Below are 13,260 nucleotides of genomic sequence, written 5' to 3'. Positions count from 1 at the left end.
CCCAAGAACCTGAAGAAGCTGAAGAGGTCGTACGACCTGTGCGGTGATGCGCTGGTGGACTACTGGCCGAAGCTGGAGCGGGCGCAGGCGTTGGCGGACAAGGCGCTGGCCAAGGGGCGGGAGGCGCAGGCGGACCTGTCCTCCGCCAAGTCGCGTCTGTCGTCGGCCGATTCGTGGGTCACCCGTGCCGGCAAGGAGTCCGACAAGTACAAGGACGACCCGACCGGCAGCAAGGCGACGGAGCCGCCGGACGAGGCGAAGGTCCGGGCCGCCACCCGGGACGCCCAGCACGCCAAGTCGGCCCAGAGCACAGCCCAGTCCGACGTCACCGGCGCGCAGTCCGCTCTGGACGCGGCGAAGAAGATGGCCGAGGACGCGCGGAAGATGCGCGAGGACGCGGCCGGCGAGGCGAAGCGGAAGATCGACGAGGCCTCCGACGCCGGTATCCAGAACCGGAGTTGGTGGGAGGAGGTCGGTGACTGGTTCACCGACAACTGGGACAGCATCGTCGCGGTGTGCAAGATCGTCGTCGCGGTTGTGGGTGTCGTGGCGATGATTATCGGGGGGCCGATTCTCGGGGCGATCGTGCTGATCGCGGCCCTGGTGGTGCTCGCCGACACGCTCTACAAATACTCCAAGGGACAGGCGTCTCTGTGGGATGTCGGATTTGCCGCGCTCGACTGCATACCGGGGATGAAGGGGCTGACCACCCTCGGCGGGCTCGCCAAGGGTATGAAGGCGTTCGCCAAGGTCGGCCTCAAAGGTATGGCCAAGGGTTTGGGGAAGGGTGGTCTCCGCCGCGGGGTGGACAACGCGGTGAGCAAGGCCAAGCAGGCATTGGGGCGCACCAAGAAGGGCGACCCGATCGACATGGTCTCCGGCGAGATGCTGATGGAGGAGACCGACGTCGAGTTGCCTGGGCTGCTCCCGCTGATTCTGCGCCGTACCCATCTGTCGACCTATCGGTCAGGGCGATCGTTCGGCCCGTCCTGGGCATCCACCCTCGATGAGCGCCTTGAGCTGGACGACGACGGTGCCGTGTTCGCCGCCGAGGACGGCATGATCCTGCTCTATCCGGTGCCTGAACCAGGCGCCTCGGTCATGCCGTTGGAAGGTCCGCGCTGGCCGTTGGAGTGGGACGGGACGCCCGGTGCTCCCCTGCGCATCACCGACCCGGCCACGGGTCTTGTCCGTCACTTCACTGCTCAGGAGACCCCGGCTGCGGCCGACGGCGTATTCACGGTTCCCCTCGCCGCAATCACGGACCGCAACGGTCTGCGGATCGACTTCGACCGTGATGCCAGGGGCGTCCCCGTCGCCGTACGTGACTCCGCCGGCCGACACCTCCACGTCGACACCGAGGGCGAACGTGTCGTTCGACTACGTCTGCGCACCCCGCAGGAGAGCCCCGAGAGCACGGTCCTCCGGCGCTACGCGTACAGCTCCGACGGCGACCTCACCGAGATCTACAACTCCAGTGGTCTGCCACTGAGGCTCACCTATGACAGCCAGGCACGCATCACGTCGTGGACTGACCGCATCGGTTGCTGGTACCGCTTCACCTACGACGATCAGGACCGCTGCATACGAGGCGAGGGGGCCGAGGGCCGTCTCTCCTGCACCATCACCTACGACACCGCCAACCGCGAGACGCACTACACCGACGCACTCGGCAACACCACGACGTACCGGCACAACGAACTCCATCAACTCGTCGCTGTGACCGACCCGCTCGGCCACTCCACGTATTCCGCGTGGGACCGCTACGACCGGCTGCTCTCCCGCACGGATTCGCTCGGCCTGACGACCCGCTACGAGTACGACGAGCAGGGCGCCCCAACGGCTGTCATCCGACCGGACGGCAGCCGGGAGCACGCGGAGAACAACGCGTACGGCCGGCCCGTGTCGGTGACCCAGGCGGATGGCCACGTCTGGCGCATGGAATACGACGAGCGCGGCAACCTGACGTCGGAGACGGATCCCACCGGCGCTCGCATCTCCTACGAGTACAACGAGATCGGCGCACTCACCGCGGCCGCCGACGCTGCCGGGCGTACCGCATTGCTGGAGTCCGACGCGGCGGGTCTGCCGGGCGGCACCACCGACGCCGAGGGTCGGACGACACGGTACGAACGGGACGTGTTCGGCAGGGTCACCGCAGAGACCGGACCGGACGGGGCAGTCACCCGGTTCGGCTGGACGCCGGAAGGAAGGCTCAGCAGGCGCACCCTCCCCGACGGCACCACAGAGCGACGTGTCCACGACGGTGAGGGCAACCTCATCGAGCACACGGACACCCTCGGACAGGTGACACGCTTCGAGTACGGCGGCTTCGACCTGCCGGCAGTCCGCATCGACCCCGACGGCTCCCGTCTGGAATTCGCCTACGACGGTCAGTTGCGTGTCACGTCGGTCACCAACCAACTCGGCGTCGCCTGGCGGTACTTCTACGACGAGACCGGCCGACTGGTTCGTGAGCAGGACTTCGACGGACGCGCACAGAACTACCGGTTCGACGCGGCCGGTCGTCTCGTGGGACAGACCAACGGCGTGGGCCAGTCCATCGACTACATCCGTGACGCCTTCGGCAAGGTGGCGCAGCAGCACACACCGGAAGGGGTCACCACATACACGTACGATCCGGTGGGAAACCTGCTGCGGGTGGTCGACGGTCAGACCGAGCTGACCTACGAGCGGGACGCCCGAGGCAGGGTCCTCGCCGAAACGTGCAACGGCGCGACCGTACGCTCGGCCTACGACGTGCTGGGCAGACGTATTCGCAGGGTGACCCCGTCGAACGCGGAGAGCATCTGGGAGTACGACGGAAGCGACCGGCCCACGTTGTTGCGGACCGCGGGCAGGACCGTCACGTTCGCGTATGACGCGGCCGGGCGCGAGATCGAGCGCCGCACAGGTTCCGCCGTTCTGAGCCAGGCCTGGGATGCGGACGGAAGGCTGAACTCGCAGACGCTGACGGCGAGTGCCGATCCGACGGGGGCAGTCGAACCGCGGCGTGTCCAGCATCGTGCATACCGCTACCGCCCCGACGGAACGGTCTCGGCGATCAGCGACCTGCTCAACGGTGACCGCCTTGTCGACACCGATGGCAGCGGGCGGGTCACCGGGGTGCGGGCGGCGACGTGGTCCGAACGCTACGCGTACGACGCGGCGGGCAATCTCAGCGGGGGCGAGTGGCAGGCGGATCTGTCTGCTCGCTCCGCACAGACCTCCGAGCGCGGTTCCGTCCGCAAATCCGGGGACATCCGCTATGAGTACGACGGTCAGGGCCGGGTGGTGGTCAGACGGAAGAAGCGTCTCTCCCGCAAACCCGATGTGTGGCGCTATGCCTGGGACAGCCAGGACCGTCTTGTCGGTGTGACCACACCCGACGGTACGAAGTGGGCCTATCAGTACGACCCTTTCGGCCGTCGCACATCAAAACGACGGTTCGCACCGGATGGCGAGACCGTGGTGGAGGAAGTGACCTTCGCCTGGGACGGATTCGTTCCGGCCGAGCAGATTGCGCGGGGCGGCGATGAGATGCCCTCCTGCACGGTGTGGGACTGGGAACGGGACCGCTTCAGCCCGGTTACCCAGGTGGACAGGGTCCCCGTCGGGGACGTCTCCCAGGAGTGGGTGGACGACCAGTTCTATTCCATCGTCACCGACGTCGTCGGCACTCCGACAGAACTGGTCGACGAACGCGGAGAATTGGCGTGGAGGGCACGAACGACCGTATGGGGCGCACCTCTCGACGACCCCGGCCCTGATGGTGCGTACTGCCCTCTGCGTTTTCCGGGCCAGTACCACGACCCCGAAACAGCACTCAACTACAACTACCACCGTCACTATGACCCGGAGACAGGCCAGTACGTCTCCCTGGATCCCCTCGGTCTCGCGCCTGGGCCGAACCCCCGTGCGTACGTCTCGAATCCGTTCACTGCTGTCGACCCGCTCGGGCTGTCGCCGGCCTGTGAAGAAGCAGCGAGTGCTGCCGCAAGGCGGAGAGCCGACGAAGAACAGGCGCGGCCAGGAGCGAACAAGCACACCAGGCCCACAAGTGCGGCCGGGTTGTCGGTGCCGGGACATGAGACGCCGTTCAACGGTGCGAGCGTCAAGGGTGGAGGAGACCACGACCTGCATCCGGACATCCGAGCCGCCTACGATCAAGTTCCGCAGGCCATCAAGGAGCGCGCTGGAGGCCAGCACGGGAGGTGTGGTGAGGCGGAAGCGCTCTCGAACGCCATGAAGGCCGGGGTCGATCCCCGGGGCGGAGTGATGGCGGCGGTGAACGTGCGTGCGCCGGGCAATCCCATGCATGGGGTGCCGAAGCCCATTTGTGACTCCTGCCAAGATGTTCTTGATCGGTTGGGGATTCGAGGGGTGTCCTAGATGAGTGAAGAAGCGCGGCGTTGGTCCACAGAGACCGACCAAGTACTGCGGAAGGCCGGGTGGCAGCCAGGCCGTTCGGTGCCCACCGCCACGTGGGAGTGGATTCTGCGTGAGCGTGGGGAGTTCGAGGTCCACGAGGCCGCGCGACGGTTCCTCGCCGAATTCGGAGGCCTGGTGACCTACGGCTGGCCGGCGGACTCGATCCTGACCCGGTCAGCCATCAGGTTCGACCCACTCAAAGCTGAGTGGGACAGCGCGACCTTTGCCAGGCTGAGTGAGGAAGCCGGGACACATCTCTGTCCTATCGGCCAGGCCGGCAACGGAAACAGCTATCTGGGCATCGCCGCCGACGGGGCGGTCTACCTAGCCAGGGAACACGGGGAGTTGCTGGCCGAGACCGTCGACCAGGCACTCGATCGACTCGTCCAGTTGCAAGGAACGCAAGCGGGCATCTGGGTACCTGACGTTCCGGTGGGAGCCCACTCGTTCTGGGACCGGATCGAGGCCGTCGGTCCAGGTGCCGATGCTGAGCGGCGTTGGCCCGCGGAAACGGACCGAGTGCTGCGCGCGGCCGGCTGGTACCCCGGCCGTTCGGTTCCTACAGCCACGTGGGAGAGCATCCTGCGCCAGCAGGGCGAATTCGAGATGCATGAGGCAGCGCAGCGGTTCCTTGCCGAATTCGGGTGTGTGGGGATCCCGCATCGGGAGCCGAGGGATTCCATGCCATGGGGAGAATTCCGGCTCGACCCGCTCTTGGCCATGTGGGACGACGAGATTCTCGATGATCTCAGTGAGCAAGCAGGTGCTTATCTCTACCCTGTCGGCATGATTGATCGAACCAATCAACATGTTGGCATTGCGGAGGACGGTGCGGTTTATGTCGGGATGGACTCGGTGAGGCTGCTCGCAACCACACCTGATCAGGCCTTGCAGGAACTCACCAGAAGAATTCGATAGCTCAAGGGTGAAGAGATATTTCGAGCATATTCAAATACCGCCTCCATAGCCCCTTCGGTGGATTGGCCGCAGACCTGACAGGAGAATACCGCACCCCTGGTTCGAGTGAAGAATCTATTTTGCGAGTTTTCCGCAATGTGTGGTTGGTGCCACCTGTTGGGATCGACTGGCGTGACTCCGCATGGCTTTCATTTGGACTCGCGGTTCATGCTCCGGAACTGTCTGCCACTCATCCGGACGGCTTGATCGTCAAGGTCACATCGCTTGTCTTCCCTCTCGCCCATTTTCGGTCGGAGGTGGCGGCCTTGGCGATGGATGGCTGGGTTCGTGAAGAATTCCATCTCCGTGATCGAGGCTTGTATGCCGCTTCCTGCCAAGGAGAAGGGGGCTTCGTGTTTCACTGGGGTGAGAATCCTGACCCATTCTCGGGCGCCGACTTCAATTAGCCTCGGGCATGTGGCCACCCTCGGTTCGGAAAGAAGATATGGAGTGCGGATCCGGTCCTCAAGGCCGGCACCTGGTACTCCCCACCTGGGAGACCATCTCCTCGACGACCCAGACGCCCTCGCTGCTCCGCCTGAGCGACGTGTGGTAACTGACGTAACTCTTGGCGCTGACCTCGGTCTTCTTGACCGTGCCGGTCTCCAGGTACTTCACGTATGCCTTCCCCTGGTCCTCGCAGTAGCTGAGGGATGCCGTTCCGGCGTCGTCGACCGTGATGTCCGGGGAGTAGAAGCGATAGGCACCCGTGATGCTCGCCTTGGCATCCACGTACTTCTGGACGAACGACTCCGTGCCGGCGGCTGCCTCGCCCTCGTAGTAGTAGAGGTAGGCCTTGTCCAGGGCGTTCTGGTTCACGATCGCGAGGTCCACGGCCTTGATGGACTCCTCGCTGTCGCTCAGGACCGCGTCCTTGTCCGTGTCGCCGGTCTTGGGCCATTCGAAGGTGTACGTCAGATCGGACGGCAGCTCGATCTTCGGTCGGCTGGCGGAGGCCGCCGAGGCCGAGGCGGGTGCCGTCGGTGATGCGGATGTCTCGCTGCCTGTGTCGGCCCCGGCGATCTCGTGATCGTCCTTCGATCCGCCGTCGCTGCCGCCACACGCGGTCAGCAGCAGCGCTGCCGTCGCGGCGGACGCGGCGGCAATGGGCAAAGAGCGGCGCTTCACAGTGGACTCCCCGTCAGGCAGATGTGCTGGCTGAGCCAAGACGGTATCGGTGGGGTCCGTGTTGTAGTCAGGCTGCCCAAGGTTGCGCTGTGGCAACGGCAAAGGACCCGCTGTCCGCTCCGCCGCTTGCTCGAAAGGCACCGAATCCCTCCTCGTGCGGTCGATACCCTCCCGCCATGACTGCCGACGAGCGGATCGAGCGAGCCGAACTCCTCTACGAACGTGCCGTGTTCGGCGGCGACAGCGGTGCGCTTGCCTCCGCCGACCGGAACCTCGACGAGGTCGAGGCGGACCTCGCGCTGGCCCGCGGCCGGGTGATCCACGCCCGTTTTCTGGAGGAGCGGGCCGAGGACGCGCGGGAGTTGGAGTTCTTCGAGCGTGCGGCGGAGCTGTACGGGCGGCTCGGTGACGGGCGGGGCGAGGGCGAAGCCGTGTTCTGGGTCGGCGCCTTCCATCAAGTGGTCCGCGACGACACCGAGACTGCCCTACCCACCTTCGAGCGCGCTCTCGAACTCGCCACCCGGGCGGGTGACCGGCTGACGATGTCCTACGCGCTGCGCCACCTCGGCTTCGCCGACCACATGGCCGGCCGCCTGGACGAGGCCCGGGCGCGCTTCGAGGAGTCCACCCGTCTCCGCAGGGAGCTGGGATTCCTGCCGGGGGTGGCCGCGAACCTGATCGGGCTTGCCTATCTGGCCGGCCAGCAGGAGCGGCGCGACGACGCGGCGGCGTTGCTCGACGAAGCCACGGAATTGGCCGAGAGCACCGACTCCCACGGCGTGCTGCGCTGGGTGACGGAAGCCCGCAAGGAGATCAACCTGCCGTGAGGCGCCCCCCTTCCGGGCGCCCACGGTCAGCTGTGGTCAGCCACCGGTGGGGCACCCGCGGGGCTTCTCGCTGTCTGCCAGGATCTCAACTCCCCTCTGAGGATGTGGATCCGGAGGGCCGCGACGGCGAGGAACAGGACGCCGATGCCGAATCTGGCCCACCCTCCGTCCGTGACGGTCCAGTAGAAGGCGAGGCCGCAGAAGAAGAGGCTGACGGCGATGACCAGGGGCTCGCGGATCCACCAGGGGAGGACGCGGAGTATCAGGTTGATCAGCATCCGGGCAGTGGACCAGGGGCGAACCGCTCGCGCTGTGATGGAGGCCACAATTCCGGGAGCGGGGTGGGGATTGCGTGGGGAACTCTCGAAGGTGTGAGGGATCTCGGTGAACTTTTCCGCCCGAGGTGCATCGGTGCGCCGCGCGTACCCCGTCAACTCCCCTCCCCGGCACCCGACTTGTGGCATATTCGCCTCACTCTCCGTCGATCAAGCTCCACCTTCCGTTAGTTGATCTAGAAGATTCGGTGTTGAGCGGGCCATGCCGTGGATAAGGTGCTGATGCAAGAGGACGTCACAGGGGCGATCTGAGGCGGTGGCCGACCACCCCGCCGCAGTGAACGGGGTGGTGTGCAGCCGTGCCGACCGCGATAGCCGTCACCAGTTCCGATCTGGTGCTCCCACCGCATGACCGGCAGACCCCACCCGCCGCCGTCCCGACCCTCGACACCCTCGACGGCGCCCTCATGGGCATGCACACGCTCATCGAGCAGCACGGGTACGTCATCGCCCTCTACCCGGCGTCCACGGACCCGGCCGTCACCCGGCGGCTGCACACCGTGCGTTCCGTCCTGGAGAGCGACCGCATCGCGCTGCTCGGCGTCGATCTGCCGCCCCTCGGACTCGCCCTGCTCGCCCAGCAGTTGCGCCAGCTCTCCATGTGCGACTTCAGCCCGGGCGTACTGGCGTCCTCCGCCCGTCTCCTCGCCCACTACATCTACGCCGGCGCCCTCCTCGGCTCCGTCGCCAAGCTGGACCGGGTGCCCGTCTCGCTCAAGTCGCACGCCAAGTCCTGGGTGCCGGGCGCCCAGTTCGCCGTACTGGCCAATCCGCGAGCCCAGCTCGTACGGGTGGGCCAGGAGGAGTTGGCCGGGCCCGAGTTCGGGACGCGGCTGCTCGTGGCGCAGGGGCAGCCGCCCTCCGACTGGGTCACCTCGACCCTCGCACCCGCCTGGCGCGTCCAGGGAGTCGCCCCCGTACCGCTGCCCGCGGAGTCCGTGCGCTGGTGGGGGACCGGGAAGGTCGTCGAGTTCGCGGCCGGGCTGCACGACGTCTCCGTGCTCTACCAACTGGTCTCCTCCGTACGCCGCGAGGAGTGCCACTGGTGCGGTCTCGAACTCATCGGCGACCGCTGCGGATTCTGCGCCGCCCCACTCGCCCGTCCGCAAGAGCTTCCCGCGGCCCTCGGGCGGGCAGGAACCCCAGCAGGAGCCTCGGGAACATCAGTACGAGCAGCACTGCCCCGAGGTAAGACGTAAGAGACGCACTCCCACAACTGAACCCTCACCTCACGCAACCCCCTGAACGGCACGACCGCTCGACCCCGTCCGTCCCCACCCCCGATCGAGGTTGTCCGCGTCATGAACTCACGCCAGCGCCGCGGCGTCGTCCTGCTGGTCCTCTCGACCCTGTGCGCCATCGGCGCCTTCGTCGGAGTGCTCTCGGTGATCCGCGACGTGAACTCCAAGGTCGGCCCGGAGGTGACGGCGTACCGCCTCAAGAGCGACATCGCGCCCTACAAGGAGCTCACGGCCGACCAGTTCGAGAAGATCTCCATGCCGGAGCGCTGGCTGTCGGCGACCGCCGTCACCAAGGCCTCCCAGATCCGCGGCAAGATCGCGGTGACCCGGCTGGAGAAGGGCTCCCTGCTGCAGACCGACATGATCGTCGACCGGCCCGAACTGGCCGCCGGTGAGCAGGAGATCGCGATCATGATCGACGCGTCGACCGGTGTCGCCGGAAAGATCAACCCGGGGTCGCTCGTCAACATCTACGCCACCTTCGAGTCCAAGGACAGCGAGAAGAACGTCGACGAGGTCAAGCTGCTCGTCACCAACGCGCGCGTCATCGACGTCGGCAAGCTGACCGCCCTCGAAGCGGGACAGTCGAGCAGCGAACGCCGGCGTACGGCGACGGAGGCCGTCCCGATCACCTTCGCGCTCACGACGCCGAACGCCCAACGTGTCGCGTACGCCGAGTCGTTCGCCGAACACGTCCGGCTGTCCCTGGTCGCGGGCGGCGAACTGACGGCCGTCCCCGGCGACAGCGACCGTACGTACACCCTCGACAAGGACAAGTAGGAGGCCGGGCATGAGGTCCGTACGTACGAAGCCGCAGCCGCGGCCGAGGTCGTGCCCGGCGAGGGTGTGCCGATGACCATCCGCATCCTCCCCGCCACCGCCGACATCGAGTCCGCTCGCGCCCTGACCACCCTCCTCAGCAGGCTCCCCGACGCCGAACCCGCCCCGCCCGTCGCCGACTCGACCGCGCTGCTCGACACTCTGGCCCGGCTGGCCGCCGAGTCCCTCGAAGAACTGCCCGAAGTCGTCCTCGTACACGAGCGGATAGGGCCGGTCCCGGCCCTCGACCTCGTACGCGACCTCGTGTTGCGCTTCCCGGCCGTCGGGGTCGTCCTCATCACCGCCGACCCCAGCACCGGCGTCCTCACCGCCGCCATGGACTCCGGCGCCCGCGGCATCGTCCAACTGCCGCTCACCTACGAGTCCCTGGCCGAGCGGGTGACAGCCGCCGCGTCCTGGTCGTCGGGCATGCGACGCCATCTCGGCAGCAGCGCACCGGAGTTGTACTCGGGCCCCGGCGGTACGGTCGTCACCGTCACCGGCGCCAAGGGCGGTGTCGGCGCGACCGTCACCGCCGTCCAACTCGCCCTCGCGGCACGGGCGTCGGGCCGCACCGTCGCCCTTCTCGACCTGGACCTCCAGTCGGGGGACGTCGCCTCCTACCTGGACGTCCAGTTCCGCAGGTCGGTCGCCGACCTGGCCGGCATCACGGACATCAACCCGCGTGTCCTCCAGGACGCCGTCTTCATCCACGACACCGGCATCGGCCTGCTCCTCGCCCCCGCCGAGGGCGAACGCGGCGAGGAGGTCACCGACCGCGCGGCCCGCCAGATCGTCGCCGCCCTGCGCTCCCGCAATGACGTCGTCATCGTCGACTGCGGCGCCCGGATGGACTCGGCCACGGCCGCCGCCGTCGAGATGGCCGACCACGCCCTGCTCCTCGTCACCCCGGACGTCATCGCCGTACGCGCCGCCAAACGCATGGTCCGCCTCTGGGACCGCCTCCAGATCCGCAAGGCCGAGGAGACGTTGACGGTCGTCAACAGGCAGTCCAAGGGTACGGAGATCCAGCCCGCCCTCGTCGAGAAGGTCACCGGAACGAAGGTCGCGCGGGCTTCAATCCCCGCCGCCTTCAAGGAACTTCAGGGCGTCGTCGACGCCGGACGGCTCCAGGACCTGGACGCCCGGTCGACGGTCAAGCAGGCACTGTGGGCGCTGGCGGGGGAGTTGGGCCTCGTCGTCGTCCCGGAGGGGGGCGGCGGCAAACGGCGTAAGTCCTCGTCCTCGGACCGGGGCGCACTGACCCTGCGCCGACGCGGAGAGCGCGGCGACCGAGGCGCCGTGACCCTCGAATTCGCGGGCATGTTCCCGCTGTTGCTCGTCGTGATGAGCATCCTGTGGCAGTGCGCGCTGTACGGCTACACGTACTCGTTGGCCGGCAACGCGGCGGACGAGGCGGCTCGCGCGGCCACAGCGGCGTACGCCCTCGACCCCGCCGGCTACGAGGGGGCCTGCGAGAGCGCGGGCGGCGAGCACCTCCCCGGAGCCTGGTCCGGTGCCGCCATCGACTGCGGCCCCGAGGGCGAGGTCATGAAGGCCACCGTCAGCGCCCAAGTACCCCTGTTCTTCCCCGGGTTCGACGTCAACTGGAGGGTGAACGGCGAGGCGGGGGCGGCGCTGGAAGGGGACGGGGACTGATGAGGAGCCTTCGGGACCGTCTGGCGAGCCGCCTCCGGGAAGAGCGGGGACGGGGTGACCGGGGCGCCTCCATCCTGGAGTTCACCGGTTTCCTCCCGATCCTCATCGTCGTGGGCCTGGCCTGCATCCAGCTCGGCCTCATCGGCTACGGCATCAACCAGGCCGGGACGGGGGCGCGTGCGGCGGCCAGGGCGGCCTCCCTGGACGGCGACGGGGAAGCGGCGGGTGTCGCCTCCGTCAGCGACTGGCTCAATCCGCAGGTGGACGCGCCGCTCGGTGCGGGCGACACGACCACCGCGACCGTGACCGTCACCGTCCCCGCGATCATCCCGATCTTCGACGCCTGGCCCGTGACCCGCGAAGCCACCATGCCCAACGACGACGACGGCTGACCGACAGAAGCCACAACCTGTTTTGACAGAAGCCGCACTTGGTTCGACAGAAGCCACAACCCGGTTTGACTGGAGAGGAGTTGAGACCGAGACCATGAGCCTGCGCTCCCGCATAGCCTCCCCCGACGACAACGGCAACGGAACCGCACGCGAGGACGGCCACCTCGTCGCCGTCTACCGTGCCAAGCTCCTCGAAGAGATCGACCTCGCGGAGATGTCCAGCCTCGCGGCGGCCGAACGCCGTGTCCGCCTCGAACGCGTCCTCGGCCACATCATCAGCCGCGAGGGCCCGGTCCTCTCCTCCGCCGAACGCTCCCAGCTCATCAGGCGGGTGGTCGACGAGGCCCTCGGCCTGGGCGTCCTCGAACCGCTCCTCGCCGACGCGTCGATCACCGAGATCATGGTCAACGGCCCCGACTCGATCTTCGTGGAACGGGCCGGCCGCGTCGAACAGCTCCCCATGCGCTTCGCGTCGAGCGAGCAGCTGATGCAGACCATCGAGCGGATCGTCTCGACGGTCAACAGGCGCGTGGACGAGTCGAATCCGATGGTCGACGCCCGGCTGCCCACCGGCGAACGCGTCAACGTCGTCATCCCGCCGCTCTCCCTCACCGGCCCGACGCTCACGATCCGCCGCTTCCCCCGCGCCTACACACTCCCGGAGCTGATCGGCCTCGGCTCGCTCGACGAGCAGATGCTGATGCTCCTCGCGGCCTTCGTCCGGGCCCGCTTCAACGTCATCGTCAGCGGCGGTACGGGCACCGGCAAGACCACGCTCCTCAACGCCCTGTCCGGCCTGGTCCCCGCCCACGAACGCATCATCACCATCGAGGACTCGGCCGAACTCCAGCTCCAGCAGGAGCATGTGATCCGCCTCGAGTCCCGCCCGCCGAACGTGGAGGGCAAGGGCCAGATCACCATCCGCGACCTGGTCCGCAACAGCCTGCGTATGCGCCCCGACCGCATCATCGTCGGTGAGGTCCGCGGCGGCGAGACCCTCGACATGCTCCAGGCGATGTCCACGGGCCACGACGGCTCCCTGGCCACCGTCCACGCCAACTCGGCGGAGGACGCGCTGATGCGGCTGCAGACCCTGGGCTCGATGTCCGAAGTCATGATCCCCTTCGAGGCGTTGAAGGACCAGATCAACTCGGCGGTGGACGTGGTGGTCCAACTGGCCCGCCACGCCGACGGATCCCGCCGTATCGCGGAGATCGCCCTGCTCGTCTCCCACGGCCGCGAACAGTTCCGCATCGCGACCGTCTCCCGCTACGTCACCCGTCCGTCCGGCCCCGACCGCGTCGCCCAGGGCCACTTCCAGCACCTCCCGCTGCCCCGCCCGGTCGCCGAGAAGCTGTACCTGGCGAACGAATCGCTGCCACCGGCGTTCGGAGTGGCAGAGGTGCTCGACGTACTGGACACGAGGCAGGCGATCGGATGAACACGCGGACCACCACCAGGATCACCGGGC

Annotated in this window: 11 protein-coding genes; 9 read left to right on the top strand and 2 right to left on the bottom strand. The window is 67.5% G+C overall.

From position 1 onward, the window contains the following. The 3 genes from ACWDR4_RS45730 to ACWDR4_RS45720 form a co-directional block, all read left to right on the top strand. On the top strand, window positions 1-4,392 hold a 4,392-nt coding region (locus tag ACWDR4_RS45730), incomplete at its 5' end, for a DUF6531 domain-containing protein (RefSeq protein WP_450417573.1). Further along, window positions 4,393-5,349, top strand: coding sequence for an SUKH-3 domain-containing protein (locus ACWDR4_RS45725; protein ID WP_450417572.1), 957 nt, complete (start codon window positions 4,393-4,395; stop codon window positions 5,347-5,349). Between the two features lie 62 nt (window positions 5,350-5,411). Beyond that, a complete protein-coding gene (locus ACWDR4_RS45720) occupies window positions 5,412-5,795 on the top strand; it encodes a hypothetical protein (RefSeq protein WP_450417570.1) in 384 nt (127 codons plus the stop codon). Between the two features lie 58 nt (window positions 5,796-5,853). Here the strand turns inward: ACWDR4_RS45720 and ACWDR4_RS45715 are convergent, their stop codons facing one another. Further along, on the bottom strand, window positions 5,854-6,516 hold the full coding sequence (locus ACWDR4_RS45715; protein ID WP_450417569.1) for a hypothetical protein: 663 nt from the start codon (window positions 6,514-6,516) through the stop codon (window positions 5,854-5,856). Window positions 6,517-6,692: 176 nt separating this feature from the next. Here ACWDR4_RS45715 and ACWDR4_RS45710 point away from each other — a divergent pair, with 176 nt between their 5' ends. Next, complete coding sequence (locus ACWDR4_RS45710; RefSeq protein ID WP_450417568.1) at window positions 6,693-7,343, top strand: tetratricopeptide repeat protein; 651 nt, start codon at window positions 6,693-6,695, stop codon at window positions 7,341-7,343. A gap of 26 nt (window positions 7,344-7,369) precedes the next feature. Here ACWDR4_RS45710 and ACWDR4_RS45705 read toward each other — a convergent pair whose 3' ends face one another. Next, entirely contained in the window at window positions 7,370-7,621 is a 252-nt protein-coding gene (locus ACWDR4_RS45705) for a hypothetical protein (protein ID WP_450417567.1), read from the bottom strand. 356 nt (window positions 7,622-7,977) lie between these two features. Here ACWDR4_RS45705 and ACWDR4_RS45700 point away from each other — a divergent pair, with 356 nt between their 5' ends. From ACWDR4_RS45700 to ACWDR4_RS45680, 5 genes are all read left to right on the top strand, one after another. Continuing rightward, a complete protein-coding gene (locus ACWDR4_RS45700; RefSeq protein ID WP_450417565.1) occupies window positions 7,978-8,877 on the top strand; it encodes a hypothetical protein in 900 nt (299 codons plus the stop codon). Between the two features lie 102 nt (window positions 8,878-8,979). Next, on the top strand, window positions 8,980-9,699 hold the full coding sequence (gene cpaB / locus ACWDR4_RS45695) for a Flp pilus assembly protein CpaB (protein ID WP_450417564.1): 720 nt from the start codon (window positions 8,980-8,982) through the stop codon (window positions 9,697-9,699). A 72-nt stretch (window positions 9,700-9,771) separates the two neighbouring features. Continuing rightward, the gene (locus ACWDR4_RS45690; RefSeq protein WP_450417562.1) at window positions 9,772-11,397 is read left to right on the top strand and encodes an AAA family ATPase; all 1,626 of its coding nucleotides are present in this window, start codon (window positions 9,772-9,774) and stop codon (window positions 11,395-11,397) included. Further along, on the top strand, window positions 11,397-11,789 hold the full coding sequence (locus ACWDR4_RS45685; RefSeq protein WP_450417560.1) for a TadE/TadG family type IV pilus assembly protein: 393 nt from the start codon (window positions 11,397-11,399) through the stop codon (window positions 11,787-11,789). The genes ACWDR4_RS45690 and ACWDR4_RS45685 overlap by 1 nt, the downstream gene beginning before the upstream one ends. A 94-nt stretch (window positions 11,790-11,883) precedes the next feature. Beyond that, window positions 11,884-13,230, top strand: coding sequence for a CpaF family protein (locus ACWDR4_RS45680; RefSeq protein WP_450417559.1), 1,347 nt, complete (start codon window positions 11,884-11,886; stop codon window positions 13,228-13,230). Window positions 13,231-13,260 lie beyond the last annotated feature (30 nt).

The organism is Streptomyces sp. NPDC000878 (assembly GCF_053599695.1).
The sequence above is the reverse complement of the archived record's forward strand: the minus strand, read 5'-3'. Positions and strand labels throughout refer to the sequence as shown.